This window comes from Photorhabdus aegyptia (assembly GCF_000612035.1).
GTDB lineage: Bacteria > Pseudomonadota > Gammaproteobacteria > Enterobacterales > Enterobacteriaceae > Photorhabdus > Photorhabdus akhurstii.
The window spans coordinates 44,897-68,690 of the sequence record NZ_JFGV01000018.1 but is presented as its reverse complement, the minus strand read 5'-3'; the positions used below and the strand labels follow the sequence as shown (position 1 = coordinate 68,690).

The window sequence follows — 23,794 nt, the reverse complement described above, 5'->3', positions numbered from 1 at the left end:
CTTATCTGTTTATATGTTGGAATAAGTCATAACGCCACGAAATACTCTGTTATTCAAAGGGTTATGACCCAACTCATAGAAAATATCAACGGGATTTTCTGCATCCCAAACAACAAAATCGGCGTAAGCCCCTGCACGCAACTGTCCGTGACTCTGCTCTCTACCCAACGCGCGGGCTGCATGTCGGGTTACACCTAACCATACCTCTTCAGGCGTCAATCCAAATTGGACACATGCCATATTCATAGCCATTCGCAAAGAGGCAAATGGGCTGGTTCCGGGATTAAAATCGGTAGATACGGCTATCGGCACATTAAATTGCCGCAATAAATCGATAGGTGGGCGCTGTGTTTCCTGCAAAAAGTAGAACGCACCAGGAAGCAAAACAGCTACCGTACCACTGTGACTGAGCGCCTCAACTCCTGCCTGATCTAAATATTCAATATGATCCACAGAAAGACCATGATAGCGAGCGACCAGTTCACTTCCGCCTAAATGAGATAACTGCTCCACATGGCCTTTTACCGGAATATTCCAACGTTGTGCTGCCTGAAAAAACCGCTCAGTCTGCGCCAGATTGAATCCCACACTTTCACAAAAAACATCTACTGCCTCAAACAGCCCTTTTCGCCAGAGTTGTGGCAGGATATCTTTGCAAATCAGATCCATATAAGCGTCAGGATTATGCTTATATTCAGGTGGGCAAGTATGAGCCGCGAGCAATGTGGGGCTGATTTCTATCGGATTATGTCGCGCCAAGTTTTGCGTAACCTGTAGCAACTTTTCTTCATTTTCCAGATTTAATCCATAACCCGATTTAATCTCAATAGTCGTTACACCTTCGGCCATAAATGCGGCAAGACGCTGCTGCGCAGAACGTTCAAGTTGTTCATGAGAACTGGCCCGAGTCGCAGAAACTGTCGCGTTAATCCCCCCTCCTTGAGCACTAAGCTCAGCATAAGACATACCATTTAAACGCTGTTCCCACTCATAAGCCCGGTTACCACTAAACACTAAATGGGTGTGACAATCGATTAAACCAGGGGTAATTAGGCGTTGTTGGACATCAATAACCTGACAGCAATTCGTCTGTAATGTTGCGGTGGGTAAAATAGCTAAAATTCTGTCATCACGTACCAGAAGATCATATTCTTTTAATAATCCGTAAGCTGCATTGACAGCAGGGTCCATTGTTGCCAGTCTTGCATTGCGCCAGATGATATCAGTATCACGCAGTTCTATCGCCATGATTAGCATCCTGTTATTGGTCTATATCTGATAAATCAGGTTTCTAGTTGTATATACATTTAATTTCCAACCAACTGTTATTGTCAAATTATTTTGTTAACTACCGGGATATGCCTTCTTATCAGCATTTTTAAACCACAAACTCGGTAAAATCAGGTTTTATTAAGCATAATTAGGTTTAATAGTTAAAAAGATGCAGTACACTTGTCACAAAATGGTTTAATTAACTGAGCAATGATGAAAAATAAATACTCCCTGAATGAGGAAGAAATTCACTTATTTCAACAATCGGTAGCAGGCACCAAACGCATTAACCAGGATACCGTCTTACATTCTCCCAGAAGAAAAAAAATCAGCTATATTGCCCCTGAACGAGTCCAGCAAGAACAAATTGATGCCAGCTACTATTTTTCTGATGAATTTCAGCCTAACCTTGATACCGAGGGTCCTACCCGTTATGTAAGGGGAGATACAAACCATTACGAATTGAAGAAATTACGTCGAGGTGACTATTCGCCAGAGCTGTTTCTTGATTTACACGGACTAACTCAAATTCAGGCCAAACAGGAAATTGGGGCATTGATCGCTGCTTGCCGTCGTGAACATGTCTATTGTGCCTGCATCATGCACGGTCACGGAAAACACATTCTCAAACAGCAAACACCTCTGTGGTTAGCTCAACACCCAGATATCATAGCCTTCCATCAAGCGCCAAAGGAATGGGGCGGCAACGCCGCACTATTGATGCTTATCGAACTTGATGAGCCTTAAGCCTATACCCGTTATCTTTCCATAAGGTATATACATTGCTGAATTATTAGGCTTTTTCTGCTAATTGTGACGGACTGACCTGCCAGACAAGAGTCCCTTTGCCAGTCTGGCTGTTTAAATCTACACATATCATTGCAGAAGTTGCAAACATCGGTGGTGTTTCTGCCGGACATAGCTCAGCAACTAAGTAGCTGACTAATGGTAAATGAGAGACAACTAAAACAGCGTTATGACCTTGCTCAGCAAGAAACTGGAGATAACTACTCGCTGTAGCAGCATCACCTGATGGCGTTAACCCCAGCAATACTTCTTCACTGTCTGGTAAAGATAAAGATTTACGAACAATCTGTAACGTCTGTTCAGCGCGAATATAAGGACTCACCAATACAAGATCAATTTGATGCTTTTGCTGTGCTAACCAACAAGCCATTTTTTGCGATTCATCACAACCGCGAGGAGTCAGTTGCCGGGCGGCATCGCTCATTGCATCTAAAGCCGCGTCACCATGACGCATAATAAAAATTTGCATAGTCCACCGTATGAATGAGTAAGTGCAGTTATTCTACCGCTAACAAATATCAGCAATCTCGACCTGAGTTATACAATAAAAATTGTTACTACAAAAACATTTCAAAGATGGTGAACAAGCATTCTACTCAAAATAAATAAAATGGTTGAACGACAACTCAATGGATGTTGCTTGAATTTATAAAGAGATCCTTTTCATTCAAAAACACTCAGTACAATTCCGGTGCTTCAACGACACCGGAATTAATTTTTTCATCGATACAGTATAGGCCACTATGGATAAAAACTTTTATTCTGTTCAGCCATTTTCACTAAACATTCACAAGGTACAAATCTGTCTCCATACTGGCTTTCCAGCCTACGCAGAATCTCCACCACTCTGGCACAACCAAGGCTATCAATATAACGGAATGGACCACCAAAGAATGGCGGAAAACCTATGCCAAATACCGCCCCAATATCACCATCACGCGGACTTCTGATAATACCTTCATCCAGACAACGAACAGCTTCATTAAGCATTAGCATCACACAACGCTGAGCGATTTCTGACGAGAGCATATGCGACTCAGGTGTTATATTCAGTAAGGTATAAATCGAGCTATCAACTTTTTTGCCTTTCTTACTAAACTGCCAGAATTTTCTGGCCTCTGATGCATACAAATAGAAACCACGGCCATTTTTCCTACCCTTGCGACCATCTTGCAGTACAGCATCGAGAGATTCAGGCGCAGCAAAACGCGGACCTAGTTGCTCTACCAGAATCGGCATGATTTTGGTGCCAACATCAATACCTACTTCATCCAATAAATTAATCGGCCCTACCGGAAAACCAAAATTAACCAGTGCTCCATCGATATGGTCAATAGGTTCTCCTGCTACCAGACAATGAGCGGCTTCACTAATATAAGGGACAAGAATCCGGTTTACATAAAACCCGGCTTTATCACCCACCACAATAGCGGTTTTACCCTGTTTCTTCGCCAAAGCAACGGCTGTAGCAATCGTTTTCTCACTAGTCCCTTGATGTGGAATAACTTCCACCAGCGGCATCTTATCCACTGGACTAAAATAATGCAGACCAATAACCTGTTCTGGTCGTTGGGCTTTTTCAGCAATCTGATGGATAGGTAGTGAAGATGTATTAGATGCAAATATGGTCTCTGGTTTAGCATTCGTTTCAATTTCTGCCACCATTTGTTGCTTTAGTGACAAATCCTCAAACACTGCTTCAACAACAATATCGGTTTGTGCGAAACCACGATAATCCGTCGTTCCTGAAATCAGCATCATTTGCTGAGCACGCTCTGCCGGGCGTAGTCGTTTTTGCTTCACCCGCTTGGACAACAAATCCCAAGTATATTTCAATACCTGACTAATGCCCTTTTCATTAATATCTTTAATCCGCACCGGTAGTTTGCCACGAGTGGCTGTTACATTCGCAACGCCTCCGCCCATCAAGCCACCACCTAATATACCAACGCGCTTGATTTCCGCCGGTCTCTCTGATGAACCCGTTTCATTCTTCAACGAAGTTGCAGCAAAAAACAGATTACGTAACGCAGCAGATTCCCGTGTCATTGCCAGTTCACCAAATGCTACCGCCTCAGCCCGCAAACCCTGGCTCATGCCTTTCTCAAGACCTTCTTTGACAACATCAATAATTCGTTCAGGCGCAGGATAATGCCCACGAGTTTTCGCCAGTGTCTTTTTACGAACGATATTAAACAAAAAGTATCTTCCCAAGGGGCCAACTAATAACCGTTGTTGCCACGGCAAAGGCTTACGCACAGGAATACCCTTTTTGACTTTTTCAATAGCAATGTCCAGCAGAATATCCAACGGCACAGCATCATCCACCAACCCGAGCCGTAATGCCTGTTTCGCCCGTAGCTGTTTACCTGTCAGAATGATATCCAACGCTGAACTGACGCCAATAAGTCTCGGCAACCGCTGAGTACCGCCAGAACCGGGTAATAACCCAAGTTGAACTTCCGGTAATCCAAGACGAGTTTTATCGTTCAGTGAACAGACACGCCAATGACATGCAAGCGCCAATTCCAAACCGCCGCCCAAACAAGCGCCATGAATTGCAGCTACGACAGGCAAGGGATAATTAGCTATCTGAGAAAATAGTTTCTGACCCTTTTCAGCCAAATCTCGCGCATCTTCTTTAGTCTTACATCCGGCAATCATAGAAATATCGGCACCGGCAATAAACGTATCCGGCTTACCGGAAATTAATATTAATCCTTTAAGACCCGAAGATTGCTGAGCTTGTTTGAAAACATTCAGAAACTGATCAACAAATTCTGCTTTCAGCGTATTTACCTTTTCTCCCGGCACATTAATGGTGATAACGCCGATCTTATCTGGCCTGATATCAAAATTGAAAACAGAAGCAGTTTGATTTGTACCCGTAGTGATGGATGCCGCATCATGCTGAGCCTGAGTCATTATTCCACCTCCAATACCATAGCTGTGCCCAACCCGCCAGCAGCACAAGCGGTTGTCAACCCAAGCCCACCGCCCCGACGGCGCAACTCATTCAATACTTGCGTCACCATACGAGCTCCTGTCGCTGCGAATGGGTGCCCATAAGCGATTGAACCACCTAAAACATTAAATTTGTCCATATCGACTTCACCAATTGCCTGAGCACGCCCTAATTTATTACGAGCAAATTCATCACTGGCAAACATTTTCAAGTTTGCCAGTGTCTGAGCCGCAAAAGCTTCATGCATATCGATTAAAGTCAGATCTTTCAGTGTAATACCGGCCCGATCAAGCGCTATTGGCGTGGCGTATGACGGCCCTAATAACATATCTTGCCAAACATCAATGGCTGAGAATGCATAACTACGCAGATAACCAAGCGGTTTTGTTCCCAACGCCTTAGCCACTGATTCACGCATCAATATGACCGCCGCTGCACCATCTGTCAGCGGTGTACTGTTTGCAGCAGTGACCGTGCCGTACTTACGATCAAATGCCGGACGCAGCTTCGCATAAGAGGTCAGTACAGAATTTTTACGAATATTATTATCTTCAAGCAGTGCTTCACGGTACGGTGGGAAGTGAGCTGTCATGACTTCATCAGCTAACAATCCCTGTTCCCAAGCTTTCGCTGCCAGAATATGGGAGCGGTGTGCTAACGCATCCTGATCTTCTCGACTAATACGGTAAGTCTTCGCCATCTGTTCTGCGGTATCTCCCATGCGCAGACCTGTCGAATATTCCGCTACCGCCGGAGATACAGGCAATAAATCACGAAATTTAAGGCGACTAAGTAGTTTAAGGCGTTGCGATAGCGTTTTAGCCTTATTCATATCCACCAGCGTACGAGCCAGGGATTTAGTCACACCAATCGGCAATACAGACGAGGAATCTGCCCCGCCAGCAATCCCAATATTCACTGTGCCAGCCATAATACTTTCAGCCACATTGGCAATCGCCTGGAAACTAGTAGCACACGCACGGGATACACTGTAAGCATCAGTACTCACACTTAACCCAGTACCGAGAACGATCTCACGGGCAATATTTGGCGCTTCAGGCATTTGCACTACTTGCCCAAACACCAGTTGGTCAATCTTTTCAGGGAGTAAACCACTCCTAGTCACGAGTTCACTGACAACTGATTTACCCAAATCCACAGCCGGTATGCCATGATACGATGTTGCCTGTTTAGCAAATGGAATACGTAGCCCACTGACAATGGCGATACGATCACCTTGCTGTGTCACTTTTGTTAAAGGACGACTCATAACGGCTCCTGAAAGATTATCGTTAACTGAATCAAATTACTGAAAAAACTTTTCAACCAATCTGGACAGGTCTGACCTGATAGATCATTGTTAGCGTAATGTTTATAAATAGCAAACCTGAATAAATCAAAAATGAGAGGAAGCGCAACTTTAATTTATTTAATGGCTAAATGGTTTCAATACTTATTCGAGCATGTTCTCAAGCTTTTTTTTGCGACACTGGTCTATTACACCAGCCATAATTTCATTACTAAAATATTCATAATAAATTTTAATATCTTATCCCTCTCAACTACCGGGAAACTCGCCCTACCCCTAAAGAATATTTATTTGCCGAAATTTGATCTTAAAAAATCATTTTTAAACGTTTTTATTAATATCAAAAATCATTTTTTTGTTAACTGAGTCGCGTTTTTGATATCAACTTGGTAATATTTTGAAAACATTCTTGCAACACCAACTGTTATCAGACCTATACTTCACGACTGGTCTGATTTGTCAGCGAGACAAACCGACCCTACAATCCTGCGCTCCTTGCTAAGATAAGTGGCATAGTTAAATAATAAACAAGAGGGTTTTGGTTATGAACCAGAAAAACCTGTTCACCCGTTCAGCATTAGCGGTTGCAGTGGCAATAATTTCATCGAATGCTGGCGCTGCTGGTTTCCAGTTAAATGAATTTTCTACTTCGGCTTTGGGCCGCGCTTTTTCCGGGGAAGGCGTTGTCGCTGATAACGCAACGGTAGGAAGCCGTAACCCAGCAGCAATGACGCTGTTTGATCGCCCATCATTTTCTATTGGCGCCATCTATATCAACCCTGATGTTGATATTACCGGTAAATCGGGCAAAAGCACTAACGCTAAAAATATTGCGCCTACCGCTTGGATACCTAACCTACATTTCATTATGCCAATCGATGATCAATGGTTTGTTGGTACTTCGGTCACTACCAACTTCGGCCTGGCAACCGATTTTAGCAATAACTATGAAGCAGGCCCTATCGGCGGTAAAACTGACCTGACAACATTAAACTTCAACTTAAGCGGTGCTTATAAGCTGAATGATCACTTTAGCTTTGGTTTAGGGCTGAACGCTGTTTATGCGGATGCAGAAATCGTCCGTCATGCGGGCGCTCTGTCGTATCACCCTAAATTGCCAAAAGGTCTCATAAAACCAACAGATGAAGTTGCTAATCTGTCAGGTAAAGATTGGGGCTATGGCTGGAACGCAGGTATCATGTATGAAGTGGATGAAAATAACCGCTACAGCTTGACTTATCGTTCTAAAGTTAAAATTAAGTTTAAAGACGGTGACTATAAAAACGACATACCTGTTAAGCTAGGTCAAATGGCGCAAAAAATGGGAATAAATTTACCGGGTACTGGAGGCCAAACCATTGGCGGTAGATTGGATCTCAATTTGCCTGATATCTGGGAAGTTTCTGGTTATAACCGTGTAGCACCTAAATGGGCTATCCACTATAGCCTGGCATACACAGGCTGGAGTGAGTTTAATGAACTGAAAGGGACCAGAAATAAAGATGGATCTGTCCTGTTTAGTAAACATGAAGGCTTTAAAGATGCCTACCGTATTGCTTTAGGTACAACGTATTATCACGATGACAACTGGACATTCCGTACAGGTATCGCCTTTGACGACAGCCCGATTCCTGCTGAAAACCGTTCTATCTCCATTCCGGATCAAGATCGTTTCTGGCTGAGTGCAGGCGCAACCTACGCATTTAACAAAGATGCTTCTGTTGATGTAGGTATTTCATATATGCATGGTCAGAAAGTCACTGTTAAAGAGAAATTGTCCGAAGCGTTGCCTAACGCATATGAATTCGACGCTAAAGGCACTGCTTGGCTATATGGTGTGAACTTCAACTACGCATTCTAATAATATGCCACTCTCAAAAAGGATAGCGACATTGCTATCCTTTTTTATCTATGCGGTTAAAAACCAAATAAGGAGTTATCAATCATCAATACTATCTAAATCATCCTGTATTGCTTCAGCATTTGGATTTTTCGTAGCTTCCAGTTTACCGCCGCTTGCCATAAAATCATGGCTCTGGAAATAAGCTTCACGCATCATCAAATAAGGATCTGACGAGTTCTTCAACAAGCCATCAGAATCCAGTAAACGAGCACGGTTTTCAATCCCTTCAAATGCCCACTTGCCGGCTGACATCCAAATAGTCAGATAACTCAGCATTGGATAAGTCATATCCGCCCAGTTTCCCCCTTCATCACGTAGGGTGAAATTGCCATAGCCCGGTAATACAACATAAGGGCCATACCCCACCTTATGATAGCCCAGAGTACTCCCAAAGCGTTTTGGCTCTTCTTTTGCCAATTTGGGGTTTGCCATCGTTGCAACATCAATCAGCCCCCCCATACCCAAAATGGTGTTCAGGAAAAAACGATTAAAATGTTTCATTCCCTGATATGGATTACCACGCAAAAAACTGTTTACCATACTAGCCGGCTCTTCGAGATTACTCAGAAAATTACCCAAACCATTTCGAGCAGGCATCGGCACATAATCACGCCACGCTACCGCGACTGGACGTAAAACATAAGGGTCAAGAACATCATAATTAAAGTTGAACATTGTACGGTTAAAACCTTCCAATGGGTCTGAACGCCCCTGTTCAACAGTATCAGATGAATTAGCGCATCCCACTAGTAATGCGGCAGCAAGAGCAATTCCGCCCAAACGATACTTCATACATCTCTCCAAGTAATAACCTTCTAGATTCGGCAAATTAGTTTGTTGCACGACTCGCCGATGATCATCAATAATGTCAATATTACTGACAATCTAACTTGAATGGTACTCAATTCAAGCGATCACTAAATAGGCAAACAGTTTATAACGCCTTATATTATGAATGAAAAGCCGTTATAATAAAGCTATGTCCCCTTAGTTAAATGGATATAACAAGCCCCTCCTAAGGGCTAATTGCTGGTTCGATTCCAGCAGGGGACGCCACTCTAATGCTAATAAACATAACCTTTCGCTAACGTAATTTCTTTAAAACAGCTCTTCCCCACCTTTGTCGTAGAAGATGTTTGTATGTTTGTCGAGTCACATTAAGCATAAAAAACCCCACCAGATAATTGATGAGGCTTATTTTTATATCTCTGGAGCTGTCAATCGATTATTTAGATGAACCTGTAGACGACGGTTTCAAGATGATTTAAAGATCGTAACTCCACCATAACTCTTTTCTTCTAAGGCTCTTCTGTACCGTCAATCTCCAATGCAGCTTTATCAAATGTATAAAGCGGTGAAACCGACTCTTTGTTTTTTATTCCATACCGCTGAGACTTATTCACTATCAATGCGTCCGCAAAGTCGGCCTGCTTAGTCTTGCCGCCGCATTTAATCGGTTTTGCATTGATATAGTCATCCAATGCACACCAGAGCGCATGACCATCTTCGAAGACAACATTAGGCTCTTCAATGAGCCTATGCAACACTTTTACCAGCGACTCTTTAGGCAGCAAGTAACGCTTGCCTCTCAATGTCCAAATTGTCTCAACTAAGACTACATCTGTGATCAAGATTTTTTGATTACCTTCAAAGAGTGCATTGGCCTTGTGAGATTGGTTCGCATCATCTTGCAGCAGATACCTAAGTAAGACGTTTGTGTCTACCGCAATCATCAGTGCATGCCACTCTCAAGTGATTCTTCTTCACTCACCTGGTGATCGGCCAAGATACCCTTCAATATCCCCTTCGCGGCACCTTTGCGCTTTGTGACAATTGAAATGACCCCTTTTCGGCTGACGAAACTCTCATACTCATCACCTGGCTGAATGCCAGCCATCAAACATTGCTCAAGCGGTAACGTCACCTGCCTTTTTTGGCTAACTATTGGCATACAAACACCTCTTTACTAAATATAAAAAGTAAAGATATGCGCATCTTTGCATGTTGTCAACAGTATATACTGCATTTATCTTGGCATAATTACCAATAAACAAGTAATTCTCTATTTCTTAAAAATGTCAAATAATAAAAGTAAAACATTATCCTGAAATAACTCGATATGTTTCATCATGAATAATATGAAATAATTTATATAGAATATTTTTTTGAATTACATTGCAACTCACTATTATCAATCAATTGAAAGTAAGTTACATATTCATTTTAGCAGGAGAATAATATTAATTGCTGACTGGCCTTCATTAATTGAAAATAATGCCGGTTAAAAGCCGGCATTATTTTATTAATCATCGAATAGATAAAAATCCAAAGATTTGCTTATTTAGCATTTAACACTTCGTTTAATTTGCCTTCATCAAGCTGACGACAACGTTTCGCTACCACAATCGTTGCAACACCATTGCCAATCAGATTCGTTAACGCTCTTGCTTCTGACATGAAACGATCTATTCCCAATATTAATGCCAGCCCCGCTAGTGGTAAATGCCCAACCGCAGAAATTGTCGCAGCTAATACAATAAACCCACTGCCTGTTACACCAGCAGCACCTTTAGAGGATAAAAGCAATACAACTAATAGCGTTATTTGATGCACTATATCCATATGAGTATTCGTTGCTTGAGCAATAAATACCGCAGCCATTGTCAGGTAAATAGAGGTCCCATCCAGATTAAATGAATATCCCGTTGGTATCACCAAACCAACAACAGATTTCTGGCATCCCACTTTCTCCATTTTATCTAACATACGCGGCAATGCAGATTCAGAAGACGATGTTCCCAATACGATTAATAGTTCTTCTTTAATGTAATTAATGAATCGGAATATGCTAAACCCTGTGGCTTTAGCAATTGTTCCTAAAACAAATACCACAAAGAGAATACAGGTGATATAAAAGCAAACTATTAATTGCCCTAATTGTACCAATGTACCAATACCATATTTCCCGATGGTAAATGCCATTGCACCAAAAGCCCCCAAAGGAGCTAATCGCATTATCATATTGATAATGCCGAAAATAACATGAGAAAAACCATCAATAATATTAAAGATTGGTTTCCCTTTCTCTCCTAAACGATGAAGTGCAAAACCAAATAACACAGCAAATAGTAGGACCTGCAAAATATTGCCACTGGCAAACGCTCCGATGACACTAGCCGGAATAACGTCAAGTAAAAATGGGATTATCCCTTGTTCAGCCGCCTTTTCCGCATATAGGGATACCGCTTTAACATCTAATGTAGAGGGATCAATATTCATCCCCGCACCAGGCTGTACAACATTGACAACCATTAGCCCAATAATCAAAGCAATTGTGCTAACTATTTCAAAATATACCAATGCAATAGCGCCTGTTTTACCAACAGCTTTCATACTTTCCATACCTGCGATACCGGTCACAACGGTACAGAAAATAACAGGAGCAATAACCATTTTGATTAATTTGACAAATCCATCACCTAATGGCTTCATTTCTGCCCCAAGCTGTGGGTAGAAATGCCCCAAAAGTATGCCGATAGTTATTGCAACCAAAACTTGAAAATAAAGGCTTTTTAGTAAATTTTTCTTCACTTCTTAATTCCCTAATCCATAGTGTAAAATCAGATTCTATTTATTCTTATTAGAACGGTGTAGTTATTGTTAAATGTACCTTATGTCTTCATTCATATAACACATAAAGTAAATTTTCATCATTTTTTCACAAAAAATTAAAATTAACACACAATTTTTCAAGATATAGATCACATAAACACACAATCAATAACCTCACTAAGATGATTGAACCGATAATCATCTCATAAGTTATTTAAAACTTTCCATTTAATAATATTATTTACTTGAAGAACATTTATTTTTCAATCCATTAAGTATTACATTGAAAAAATTAACAAGTTTTTGATACATGAACGTTTTGAGAACAACTTAATCATAAGATATTATTAACTATAATTGTGCAACCTGGTTGCTTTTTTATAATTTAAGCAACAATATACACGGTATGATATCAATACCTGAAAGAAAATAATTCTCATCATGAAATTAGACAACCCGTTAAATTACCATATGCAGATACCGGAAAATCCGCTCTCTTCTACCCCTGTGGTATTCATCCACGGGTTATTCGGCGATCTCAATAATCTTGGGGTTTTAGCCCGTGATTTGCAGCAATACTATCCCGTCATTCAAGTCGATGTACGCAATCACGGTTTATCCCCACGGGCGAATAATATGGATTACCACGATATGGCACAAGATGTTATTTCCCTGCTGGATCATCTGCAAATTCAGTCTGTCATTATTATCGGTCATTCAATGGGCGGTAAGATCGCGATGGCAATGACAGCACTAGCACCAGAACGGATAGAAAAAATTGTTCTTATTGATATAGCGCCTATCGCTTATCAGGTTCGCCGTCATGACCAAATCTTTACCGCACTAAACAACGTGACAGCAGCCGGAGTTAAAACCCGTCAAGACGCCGCTAAAATTATGCGAGAAAATATTCAGGAAGAAGGTGTCATTCAGTTTTTACTGAAATCATTCCATCAGGGGGAATGGAAATTCAATTTACCGGTATTAATTGACCAGTACGAAAAGATCAGTGGCTGGCAAGAAATCCCTACCTGGCCTCATCCCGCTTTGTTTATTCGTGGCGGCCTCTCCCCTTATATTCAGGAAGAATATCGGAACGATATCGCCAGACAATTTCCACAGGCTAAAGCTTGGGTAGTCGCCGGTTGCGGCCACTGGGTTCATGCAGAAAAACCAGACGCGGTTTTAAAGGCAATTCATCGCTTTCTTAATACCGATACGGAATTAACGTAGGAAACCGGTCGATTAGCGATAAAAGTGGCTCATTTATCTTGAGCCACTTGATTACCAGGAATTTAATTAGGCAAATTTCCCCTTGCCAATCGTGACATCTGCCCACGCTGTTACGATAGCCACTTTCGCTTGACTCTCCAGCCCCTCAATAAAACCATTATCACCGACTGTCGGCGCAAAACCACTCATTGCCTGGATCAAAGAATCCACCACATTATCTGACAGTGCGGTAAATTCACGCTCCCCTAATGAGTTCTTATCTCCTATCCGAGTCACCAATTTGGCACGATTGCCATTAAAGTAATCATCAAAAGTAACCGAACCTACTGATTCAAATAACCCCTGCGCACTGTTGTCCCGAGTTTGGCGCTTCACTGACAGCACCAGATCATACCCACTGCGCTGCAACCACAGGTTTCTCCAGTCAACATCATTAAGCAATATCATGTCCTCTGCGCCGATATCATTGACTGACGTATCAATCACCTCTCCGCTAACCACAAAACTGTCTGCGCCCGAACCACCCAGGAAGCGGTTCTGGTACCCGCCAAGCACCAGCAAATCCTGACCTTCACCACCATCAAATTCACTGAACTTCGAAATCGCTGCGGCTATTAAGTGATCGTCACCTTCCCCACCATTGATTACCGCATGGTAGCCCATCAGTTTTATCGCATCGTTGCCGGAATAGCCGTCGATCCGGTTGTCATTGCCAAATACTCGGGCAAAATCATTGCCTCCACCCAATTCAACCTGGTTATTATTGCCGATGGCGACAACATAATCCTGACCTTCTCCGCTATCTACCCGGTTATAGTTGCCGGAGATGGTGACGTAATCCTGTCCGTTACCAGCATCAACAAAACCGCCTTCACCAAAGACAAACGCCTGATCATTGCCTTCACCCATAAACACATGGTTAATGCGCCCGGCCACCACTGCGGTATCATCACCATTACCGCCAAACATCCAGTTTTCACGTCCCATCAGGACGCCCAGATCATCGCCTTCACCGCCGGTAAAGATGTTGGAAGTACCAATTGAATAATAAACATCATCACCGCGACCACCCCAGAAGTTGTTGTTATCTCCCAGATAAGCACCGAGATCTTTACCGTCACCACCCCAGTTGAAGTTATAGTTTCCCAACGATATATGGATATCGCCATCATCATGCAAATGACCGCTGTTACGCAGGAAATCAAACGTTTTTTCCTCCATATTGAGCAAATCAGCCGTCAAGTTTTCTTTCAAATGCGTGGCTAAGGACTTCATTTCTGCTTGCTTATCTTTACTGAACATCGTCGCAAACAGATTAGGCAGATTCATTGAGTTAAAGCCAAATGCAGATTTACCTTTATCATCGGCCTGAGCACGCTTTCCATCGACGCTCACTGGGGATTCGGGTTTACGGTTTTCGTCAGGAACTTTCTCTTGCAAGCCATGATTTTCCACAAACGATCTGACGCCATCCTCGCCCATATCAATGCCCGCTTTCAAACCATCAAGCAACTTCTCTAGATTTGTAAAAGCTTTCAGTTGATCCCCGCTAAATTCTGCAATCACTGCCAGCATCTCTTGCAGAATCGCTTCGCTATCAACCGGTTCTCCTGTACGGGAAACAATTTGCCCCTCTGCGGTGTAATTCACGCCAAAAATGTCCGCTAGGGTAGTCTCTGCATTTACACTTGCTAATCGGCCAAGCAGCTTATTCTTAAGCTGACGCGGCAAGTCTTGCGGATGATAGGTAAAAGTGGTCTTCGCCATACCCGTTGTCGAATATTGCTGAGTCATCAGACCAAACAACGAACCCAGGTTGGTATCCATAATCGACTGGATATGATCACCAAACATAAAATTCCAGTTACCGGCTGTTACCTGGATATCTGCTCCTTGACCACCGACGGCAAAGTTAAAAGCCAGCTTCTCATTAGCCTGACGGAATTGATTTGCGCGGCTCATTGTGCCCATATCTGTAACGTTGCTGGTTAGCCATTGATGATATTTTTTATTCAACGTCGCTTCAATATCTCGCTTCAAACCGCGGCTACTGCGTTCATGCTGTGAATCCAGCTCAACCAACGTCTTGTAGTTCACACTGCTGGTTTGATCCAAACGGGACATATCTTGCACAAACTTGTTCGCACCGGCGATGGTCCACTGCTGATCTTGCGCGATTAACCAATCCTGTTCTTTGCCAGAGTAAGCAATATCTTGTAGTACGCCGGCAACATGCGCCACACCATCAAACGGGTTAACCAGTGGCGGCGTTGGAATGGATTTATCCATCATCACAATCAAGTCATTACTGCTGCCCTGATTGAAGCTCACGTTACGATTACCGATAAACATCTGCGCCCCTTCAAACGCTTGGTAACCACTGATATCGAAGCTATGTTTGCTGTCTCCATCACCGATATGGACCATCACATTATTGTCACCGAAGGCCAGTGATTTAAAGCCACCGCTACCCACTTTAATACCGACATTTGATGTTCCCCAATTGAGCGCAGTAAACTCCCCTTCACCCACATTAACCTGAATGTTGCCGGAGTAACTAAGCTGATTATTCGATTTATCGTTGGCGTTAATCTGAATAGTATTTTCACGTTTCTTTGGCGTAGTAAAAGGACGACGATAATCTGCAACTGCCCCTCTCGTCACCGCATCATCCTCGGTGTATCCCACCTTGGAAAGGGTGATATCACTTTCAGTAACACCGCGAATAACCCTTTCTGTACTGGTCGTCAATTCACCCTGTTTATTCCATTCGAATACAACTTTGTTATCAGGCAAGTTATTAACCCACTGGTTATTGGCATCACGGGTAAATTTACGGCCTGTTGCATCAATCGCTACTTCACTACGGCGGGCGGAAACATTACTGCGAATACCTTGTTTATCTAACTCTGTGATAAAGCGATGGGCAAAACCATCCCGTTTGTCATCACTTATCAAAGAACAACCCACAATGCTGATATGGCCTAGTTTACCCGCCGATTTAAGGTCGTGACTGAACTGTTTTAGTTTAACAGCGAGTTCATCGGCAGTGTAACCACTCAGGCGAATGTTATTTTGCTCCGACGTATCACGGCCATGACCGACAATTTGCCAACGTAACTTGCCGGATAATCTGGCAGGATCGCCATAAACGACACGATATTTACCGTCAGCATCCAGTTGCACCACTACACTGGAATCCGGATGTTTACCGGCCAGATTGGCGGCGGCTTTGGCAACGATCGGATCATCTTCCATTTGAATAATAATCTGACCATAAAAACGCGTTGCACGATCATCGGTTTGTGGTGTGACAACCACCTGCTCCCAAGTTCCCGCATCTTTGTTTTTGATGATGTCACTTGATGACAATTTTTCCAGTGAAGAGCTCGCCGCATCACTATCAACCGGCACTTTAAGTATCAACCGATTTGCTGCTGGATAAGAGAGGACTTTATCGATATTCGACTGCACAAAGCTGGCCGCTTGTTTAAAGTTGTTGCTCTCAATGTCAACCAGAACCTTCTTAGTTTGTTTACCTTGCTTAGCTGTCACTTCCAAGGTGATATCACCTTCTCGGTAATCAACTACACGCCCAGTGACGTTTGAACCTAAGTTAAATACCTTGCCTTGCTCTTTCAATGCGCGCAATACGTAGTTTTGTTCACCATCACGTGACGTTTTCCAAACGCCGTCATATTTCGCAATGGTTCCCTCTTCAAACTTATTAAATTGAACATAAAAGCTTTGGTCGGGTTCTTTACTTGCCTGAAATTTATAACTCGTTATAAACCCTTTATGAAACGTATCCATAAAACGGCGGAAATCGTTATAGTTAGCAAACGATTTGCCGCCATAGTTAGGATCATAAAATGACCAAACTGTTTGATTGATTTTTCTATGCACCACAACGGACATGGCATGCTCTTCCGACATGAATGTCATATAAGTCGATTTTCTTACATGACGCAGCTTATCCATGACGGATTCATAGCCTTCCGCGGAATAATTCAGTGCATAATTAATGTTCGGCCCGGCCAATCCGTTAGCTTTCAATTTGCCGCCATAGGCAGCATTCGCTTTTTTATAGGCTTCAAGAGTAGAGTCATCCATAAATTGGCTGTACTGCATCGATAATAAATCTTCAATAACCAGCCCAATATTTTGACGGCGATATTGGGTCAGCAAAGCGGATTCAATGGCGTTGATATCGGTTTTCTTATTGACTGATTTATCGTTGTAGGCTTTAACAGTGTCCTTCAACCACAACATATAAGCTTTGCCACCCCCGGAGCCATGTACTCGCTCTTCCATTAAGTAGCGGGCGGATAAAGCAAAACACAATCCTTTCATGAGCTTTTTAGACTCAGCGGTATCTCCTTTAGTCAAGAGCACACTGCTAATTTCTGGGATGATTCTGCTAACTTTTTCCAACACATTACCATCTTGGCTAAAATGGAATGAATAAGCCTCCAGCTCTTTTCCATGCGCGATAAAATCGAAAATTTTATTATCAATTTTTTGAAAAACATCCCCTTTTATTGCCCCACGATGTTGAGAAGATGTTGTTAGCAGATTTTTATCCAACAAGGATTGATTATTAACCTGCAATCGATTAATCATGTTTTCTGCATCTTTCAGTATGGTCAGATCTTCTTCTATCAATCCTGCACTGAATCGCCCATTTGCCTGTACGGCAAACTCAAAACCAACATGGCTGCTGATTTCAGGCATAGCCGTGGACTGATAAGCCTCTCCCGGCAAACCACTACCAAGTGCGCCTATTCGCTGTGGCTTAGCATTGTCACTCTGCTTCGCGCTCTTCGCATCGGTTTGTGCCTGAATCACTTTCTCCTCAGCCACAGCAATATCGCGTTTGCCTCGATTTTCTGCCTCTAGATAAGCAATACTGGCATTACTTTTTGCTTTTTCTGCTTGCCGTTGTTGTAACAGGGCCTCTTTTTCTCTCAATTCCACTTTTTTATGAACGTCTATCATATCTTGTTGCACGCCAATACGATGCTGCTCACTTTTCGCTATACCTGCCTCCAATTGTGCAATCGCTTTTCTCACACTCTGTCGGTTATCGCTAATATTTTGCTGTACATTAACCAATGCTCTCTGTGCATTAGTTTTGGTGTTATCCAATTTACTCTGAACATTGTTTAAGAATCCGGCAGCAAATTGATTACGCCATTGATCACCAGATTTACCGTGGTAATTATCAAAGTCATTCAATGCATCCAGACCTTGAGTCATGGAGAACAGCTCATCTGTCACTGCTTGTGATTCTTCTTTTATCGCATCACGCTGCGCTTGCCCATTGGTGTTTAGCACCGCCTGATCCGTTGACTCCAATCGAGATTGTGTTTCTGCAATTGCTGCCAGTTGTTTCTCTTTCTCTTGTTCCAAGACGCGGCGATCTTCTCCAGCCTTATCTTTATCACTTAACGCGTTTTGCGCCGCTTTATCCTGTCTTACCTGTTCGATAACAGCCTTAGCTGGTCGTGAACTTTCAGATTTCGCAACAATATTATCGAGAACATAACCTACGCCATCATTTAAACCTGTACCTTTAAATGCAATTTGGTTACTACCGGTTTTCGCTGTCAACTCCAGCGTTTTGTTTTGCCATCCAGCAACATTTCCAGAAGTTGAGAATACCCGTTCCCCATTCCAGAAAACCTCCATGCCATTGTTGGTAAGATAAGCATTGTGACGATTGGCAAAATCAAAGCTCAATGAAATAACTTCTCCCTCGAACAAGTCTTGTAGATCCTGATAAATCGCGGTGTTTTTATCCGCATCAAGTTCACTAACCCGCTCTCCATGCCCCTCATTATCAAGACCGTAAGCACCGGCTGAGAGATATGCCTCAATACCATTAGTTGCCAGCCAGCCGTAATTACCTTGCTCAAAATTACCATTGATGATCAGATTGGCTTCCTGTTTCCGATCATCGCTTTCATCAATATGCAATGAATGATGGATATTTTCGAGCTCGGGCGTTTCTATCGCTGTTACAGAACTATTCAGACGACTGCTTAAATCTGAATTTACCGGCGCGATTTCATTCATCTTAAAACCATCAATCGCAGAAACTTCGGCTAAATTAATCGCCCCTCTGCCTTTATGTGTCCCAGATGTACTAGCCTCACCGCCCTCAACCAGATAGTTGATCGCCTGACTGCCCCCCACACCTAATGCTGTCTGTTTGATATGTTCAAAGAAGGAAGAGAGTTTGTTGCTTTGCGTATTGCTTTCTGCAACAGAGAAACTATAGAAATCACCGTTACCGATCTTAATCGCCACGTTATTACGTGCATACGAGGCATTCACCCCCAGACCATCACCAATATGAATATTGGCATTATTTTTACCTTTCATCACCGCAACATTCAGGCCATTTCCAACTTTAGTATTAACATTGAAATTACCCCATGCCACGTTAACGGAAACACCCTCACCCACTTTGGTATTCACATTCAGGTCGCCATGCGTCGCCGTTACATTTAAGCCATTTCCCACGGTGGTGGTGATATTCGCTTTGCCTTTTGCCGCGGTAACCTGCATGCCATCACCCGCTTTGGTGACAATATTCCCTTTACTCCACAAGGCATTAAAACTGTCACCGTTACCCACCTGAGTCACAATGTTAGCCTCACCTTTGGCAAGCACCACATTGCGCCCATCACCGACCTTGGTAATGACGTTGGCTTTACCCCAGGCGCCGGTGTAATCATCACCGTGACCAACATGAGTGATAATATTGACATCACCCTGAACGATCGTCACTTCTTGTCCATCACCCACTTTGGTTATGATGTTCGCTTTACCTTTCGCGAAGTTATAACGATCACCATGCCCCTTTTGCGTCAAGATATTAGCTTCACCCCAAACCGCATTGATACCGGCGCCATTCCCCACTTTGGTAATGATATTGGCTTTACCTTTAGCAAATCCCACTGTTGTGCCATCACCAACATGGGTCATGACATTCCCCACATTCGACACCAGCAAGCCGACAGTCGTTCCCTCTCCCACTTTGGTCAGAATATTACCTTCGCCAAGCAGTACGCCAGCGGTCATCGAGTCGCCTACATGAGTAATAACGTTAACTTTCGCCCCTGCAACAACCCCCATAAAATCATTACCGGTTTTGGTGACAATATTCGCTTCTCCTAACGCCAAAACACCGGTTAAGCCATTGCCGACATGGGTCATGATATTGGCCTGACCAAACATTGCCGCCAACGTTGTACCATCACCGATTTTAGTCATCACGTTCAGTTCACCGGCAAACAAGCCAATACTGGGGCCATTACCCGCATGGGAATAGATATTAGCTTTACCTATCATCAAGGCGGTTGTCAGATCATTACCGATCTTAGTCAACACATTGGCGCCACCGATCATGGCAGCAAAGGTATTGCCATCTCCCATATGGGTAAAAATATTGGCGCCGCCAATCATTGCGGCCAAAGTCATACCATTACCCACTTTAGTCGCGACATTGCCTTTCGCCAGCATCAGGGCAACACTTCCCCCATCACCAATGTGAGTAAACACGTTGCCTGCGGCTATCATCAGCGCCAACGCATCACCATCACCCACTTTAGTAAAGATATTGACTGCGCCCCCCATCAGCGCCCATACATCACCTTTACCGACATGAGTAAAGAGATTGCCTGCGCCAATCATGGCTGCAATCACAGCTCCATCCCCAACTCTGGTAAAGATATTGCCTGCCGCCCCCATTACCCCCAAAGTCTGACCGCCGCCGACATGGGTAAGTACATTACCTATACCAAACATAGCGCCAGTAGTATCGCCGTCTCCTACTTTGGTCAGGATATTGGCGCCACCGAGCATCACACCTGTCGTATTCCCGTTCCCAATGTGGGTCAGAACGTTTGCGCCTCCCCCCATCACTGCCAGCACATTGCCCTGTCCTTTCTTGGTAAGAACATTAGCACCACCCAACGCAATTGCCCTGGTATTCGACATTTCATCATCACTGATATGCGTGATAATGTTAGCCCCACCGAGCATACCGGAAACTAAATCACCGGCACCGAGCTTAGTCAGCACATTAGCGCCGCCCACCAATACCGAGGAGACATTGCCATTTCCTTTTTGGGTCATGACATTAAAACCGCCCGCACCTAACCAACTCGCTCTGCCATTACCTATCTGCGTGTGCGTGTTGTAACCACCCAGCATAATAACCCGACTGTTACCATTGCCTTTTTGAACCGAAATATTGCCAACTGCCAGAAGATGTGCCAAATATCTTCCATCTCCAACCCGCACCAGAACATTTGCGGCACCACCAGCGTTAACATCCATTTCTCCATACTGACTTTGATGAAGGATAACGTTTGCTAAACCAGCACCGTTAAAATTGACATTGCCATAGGTGACACTGGATGTAATAACATTTCCGCCGCCAGCGCCATTGAATTGAATATCACCGGAACTGTCACCACTGTTAGTAGATGAGTTCACCAGTGCTTGCTGACGGTATTCTTCGGTATGCGCCAACCGATCAGAACCACAGCGCATCGTTGCATTAAGGCTATATTGAAGCTGACTTAACACGCAGCTACCTGCACTCACCGAGTGGTAACCGTTTGTGGATGAAATATCTTCATCAGCCAGATTGCTGGTATGATCACCCGCTCTGCACCACGCATTAACAAAGTATTTGAGTTCCTGCGTGATAGGATCATTTTCTAGTTCAACCACCACCACTCTCGTGTATGATTCTAGATATTTAGCATATACATAAGTATTCGGTTGACGGTTCGATCTCACTGCGGAAACATCAAACTTCTGACAATTAGCAAAGATCGTATCTCCTCCCATCTTCGCATCAGAGAGGGTGATATCTTCCGCTTTAACCGTTGTCCCACTCGCATAAATAATCCACTCGTTTTCAGATAACCCCTCTTCCACGGCATGAATAGTCACCGGCTGATGATGTTCAACCATTAAATTGAAAAGTCGGTAAGCATCATTGATGTTGATATCGACAAATCCATTACCGGAAGAAATCTCCGTTGAAGCTAGACCATTGAGGTGATTACCCTCCTTATACCAAGAGGTGGCGTAATAATTGAGCTTGCCGGTTTCGGGATCATTTTGGAGCTGAATTTTGCTGATTTTCGTATACATTTCGTCAGCAAAGGCAAAGAGATAAGTATCAGGTTCAGTCGTTGATTTAATACCTGTCACTTGCCGGGCTTCTTGAATCCAAGTTCCGCCCATCGTTGCTGTCGTTAATACAATATCTTTAGCCTTAGCATATTCCAGCGCCTCATCACGGAGGCTATTATTGACACCTATTCTTGATATTTGGTTGTAGGCTCCGACACCGGAGAAATTGATATTGCCATGTGCAATATTAGAATAAATCTTGTTATAACCACCTGCCCCCTCGAAAGAAATATCACCACGGGTCTGTACGTAAACATCCTCCTTTTGGCGAATACGTTTAATTCGGTTCGATGCCCCAGCACCGCTTAAGGTAATATCACCCTCTTTACCTTTACGTACAATATGATTGTCAACCCCGGCACCTTCGAAAACAATATTACCGAGCTCTGTCCGCGAGCTAATACTATTTGCTGCACCTGCGCCATTAAATGTGACATCGCCACGACTTCCGTGGTAATTATCATACCAAGTGCGGTCAATTTTGTTACCCGCTCCAGCGCCATCAAAGAATAAATTGCCCTGATTGGTTCCGTGCCATAATTTATTGTAGCCGCCAGAACCATTGAAGCTCATATCACCCGTTAGACCGTCACGGTTCATTTCGTTATAAATGGCCGCACCGGTAAAGTCCAGATCACCGTGATGACCGGTGTGATCCATAACAACGCCACCCGCAGCGCCGGAAAATGAAACATTACCATCACCATTTTTATCAATATCGGTGTAACCCGCGCCACCTTTTACTGTCAGATTACCGGTGGAATCCTCAATAGATAAATATGCCGCGCCACCGACTACCGTGTCATTACCTGTGCCGGTATAGACTTTGGCAGCAATCGACCCTAACGTAATATGGTCATTTCCTCCGCGAGCATAAATGTAGCCACCAAATCCAATGGCATCAATGTCATTATCATTGTCATCAGCGAAATAATTCCCGGTAAAGAAATATTCCGCACTCCTGCTTGATGATTTCCCCATAAACAATCCCTTAGTTTAATAGAAGTTAAAACCGTACTCGACAGATATAATGGTTAGGTTGAATGTCTCATTTTTTTAACAATACAAATCCTTTAGTCTCTTCATGATAAAAAGAGACCAAATAACATATTGTTAGCAACGTTAAAGCGGTGATCATGGAATATGATCATTTCGAAAAAACAGATATTCCGGCTCAACGATTAAGCTTTATTTAAAATACTGAGTGCAGGAAAATGCTACTCCATCATTATTTTATTCATCCGGCAATTTTATTCTCAGCACACGGAATATAAGGTAAGCAGCTCTCCTGCTGATATACAGATTAGAGAGAATTTGTACAAATCTTTTGGACATACTTTTACTCAAAAGACAATTTATTCATAAAAAACGCACCATAAAACTTTAAAATCAAAAAATACCTAAACTGATGTATAGACAGATACTTTCAAATAAAACCAAGATTCAAAAACAATATTTAACCCAGAAAACCTCT

12 protein-coding genes and 1 tRNA gene are annotated in these 23,794 nt (G+C 43.1%); 4 read left to right on the top strand and 9 right to left on the bottom strand.

Annotated elements, in window-relative coordinates; translation table 11 throughout:
• Window positions 1-9: 9 nt before the first annotated feature.
• Window positions 10-1,248: an imidazolonepropionase gene (hutI, locus tag BA1DRAFT_RS07800; protein ID WP_036777704.1), complete on the bottom strand. Its 1,239-nt coding sequence runs from the start codon at window positions 1,246-1,248 to the stop codon at window positions 10-12.
• 237 nt (window positions 1,249-1,485) lie between these two features.
• On the opposite strand from hutI, the gene smrB reads away from it, so the two are divergent.
• Window positions 1,486-2,019 carry an endonuclease SmrB gene (gene smrB, locus BA1DRAFT_RS07795; RefSeq protein ID WP_036777702.1) on the top strand — a complete coding sequence of 178 codons (534 nt, stop codon included), beginning with the start codon at window positions 1,486-1,488 and terminating at the stop codon, window positions 2,017-2,019.
• Between the two features lie 46 nt (window positions 2,020-2,065).
• On the opposite strand, the gene sixA is transcribed toward smrB, so the two are convergent.
• From sixA to fadI, 3 genes are all read right to left on the bottom strand, one after another.
• Complete coding sequence (gene sixA, locus BA1DRAFT_RS07790) at window positions 2,066-2,548, bottom strand: phosphohistidine phosphatase SixA (protein ID WP_036777700.1); 483 nt, start codon at window positions 2,546-2,548, stop codon at window positions 2,066-2,068.
• 272 nt (window positions 2,549-2,820) lie between these two features.
• Complete coding sequence (fadJ, locus tag BA1DRAFT_RS07785) at window positions 2,821-5,004, bottom strand: fatty acid oxidation complex subunit alpha FadJ (protein WP_036777697.1); 2,184 nt, start codon at window positions 5,002-5,004, stop codon at window positions 2,821-2,823.
• Window positions 5,004-6,314 (bottom strand): acetyl-CoA C-acyltransferase FadI, encoded by a 1,311-nt coding sequence (gene fadI / locus BA1DRAFT_RS07780; protein WP_036777696.1) that lies wholly within the window; start codon window positions 6,312-6,314, stop codon window positions 5,004-5,006. Before fadI ends, fadJ begins: the two co-directional genes overlap by 1 nt.
• A 583-nt stretch (window positions 6,315-6,897) precedes the next feature.
• On the opposite strand from fadI, the gene fadL reads away from it, so the two are divergent.
• Window positions 6,898-8,214, top strand: coding sequence for a long-chain fatty acid transporter FadL (gene fadL, locus BA1DRAFT_RS07770; RefSeq protein ID WP_036777692.1), 1,317 nt, complete (start codon window positions 6,898-6,900; stop codon window positions 8,212-8,214).
• Window positions 8,215-8,292: 78 nt separating this feature from the next.
• Here fadL and mlaA read toward each other — a convergent pair whose 3' ends face one another.
• Complete coding sequence (gene mlaA / locus BA1DRAFT_RS07765) at window positions 8,293-9,048, bottom strand: phospholipid-binding lipoprotein MlaA (RefSeq protein WP_036777690.1); 756 nt, start codon at window positions 9,046-9,048, stop codon at window positions 8,293-8,295.
• A gap of 189 nt (window positions 9,049-9,237) precedes the next feature.
• Here mlaA and BA1DRAFT_RS07760 point away from each other — a divergent pair.
• Window positions 9,238-9,312: transfer RNA gene (locus tag BA1DRAFT_RS07760), tRNA-Arg, on the top strand.
• A 242-nt stretch (window positions 9,313-9,554) separates the two neighbouring features.
• Here BA1DRAFT_RS07760 and BA1DRAFT_RS07755 read toward each other — a convergent pair.
• From BA1DRAFT_RS07755 to BA1DRAFT_RS07745, 3 genes are all read right to left on the bottom strand, one after another.
• Window positions 9,555-9,989: a PIN domain-containing protein gene (locus BA1DRAFT_RS07755; RefSeq protein ID WP_036777687.1), complete on the bottom strand. Its 435-nt coding sequence runs from the start codon at window positions 9,987-9,989 to the stop codon at window positions 9,555-9,557.
• Window positions 9,989-10,207 carry a hypothetical protein gene (locus tag BA1DRAFT_RS07750; RefSeq protein WP_036777686.1) on the bottom strand — a complete coding sequence of 73 codons (219 nt, stop codon included), beginning with the start codon at window positions 10,205-10,207 and terminating at the stop codon, window positions 9,989-9,991. Before BA1DRAFT_RS07750 ends, BA1DRAFT_RS07755 begins: the two co-directional genes overlap by 1 nt.
• Before the next feature lie 386 nt (window positions 10,208-10,593).
• Window positions 10,594-11,847: a dicarboxylate/amino acid:cation symporter gene (locus BA1DRAFT_RS07745; protein ID WP_036777684.1), complete on the bottom strand. Its 1,254-nt coding sequence runs from the start codon at window positions 11,845-11,847 to the stop codon at window positions 10,594-10,596.
• 492 nt (window positions 11,848-12,339) lie between these two features.
• Here BA1DRAFT_RS07745 and ybfF point away from each other — a divergent pair, with 492 nt between their 5' ends.
• Entirely contained in the window at window positions 12,340-13,101 is a 762-nt protein-coding gene (ybfF, locus tag BA1DRAFT_RS07740; protein ID WP_420865124.1) for an esterase, read from the top strand.
• A gap of 66 nt (window positions 13,102-13,167) precedes the next feature.
• Here the strand turns inward: ybfF and rtxA are convergent, their stop codons facing one another.
• Window positions 13,168-23,301 (bottom strand): MARTX multifunctional-autoprocessing repeats-in-toxin holotoxin RtxA, encoded by a 10,134-nt coding sequence (rtxA, locus tag BA1DRAFT_RS07735; protein ID WP_036777681.1) that lies wholly within the window; start codon window positions 23,299-23,301, stop codon window positions 13,168-13,170.
• Window positions 23,302-23,794: the final 493 nt, after the last annotated feature.

Coding starts and splice junctions, on each gene's coding strand:
- hutI (WP_036777704.1), bottom strand. CDS start 1,248: ATGGCGATAGAACTGCGTGATACTGATATCATCTGGCGCAATGCAAGA.
- smrB (WP_036777702.1), top strand. CDS start 1,486: ATGAAAAATAAATACTCCCTGAATGAGGAAGAAATTCACTTATTTCAA.
- sixA (WP_036777700.1), bottom strand. CDS start 2,548: ATGCAAATTTTTATTATGCGTCATGGTGACGCGGCTTTAGATGCAATG.
- fadJ (WP_036777697.1), bottom strand. CDS start 5,004: ATGACTCAGGCTCAGCATGATGCGGCATCCATCACTACGGGTACAAAT.
- fadI (WP_036777696.1), bottom strand. CDS start 6,314: ATGAGTCGTCCTTTAACAAAAGTGACACAGCAAGGTGATCGTATCGCC.
- fadL (WP_036777692.1), top strand. CDS start 6,898: ATGAACCAGAAAAACCTGTTCACCCGTTCAGCATTAGCGGTTGCAGTG.
- mlaA (WP_036777690.1), bottom strand. CDS start 9,048: ATGAAGTATCGTTTGGGCGGAATTGCTCTTGCTGCCGCATTACTAGTG.
- BA1DRAFT_RS07755 (WP_036777687.1), bottom strand. CDS start 9,989: ATGATTGCGGTAGACACAAACGTCTTACTTAGGTATCTGCTGCAAGAT.
- BA1DRAFT_RS07750 (WP_036777686.1), bottom strand. CDS start 10,207: ATGCCAATAGTTAGCCAAAAAAGGCAGGTGACGTTACCGCTTGAGCAA.
- ybfF (WP_420865124.1), top strand. CDS start 12,340: ATGCAGATACCGGAAAATCCGCTCTCTTCTACCCCTGTGGTATTCATC.
- rtxA (WP_036777681.1), bottom strand. CDS start 23,301: ATGGGGAAATCATCAAGCAGGAGTGCGGAATATTTCTTTACCGGGAAT.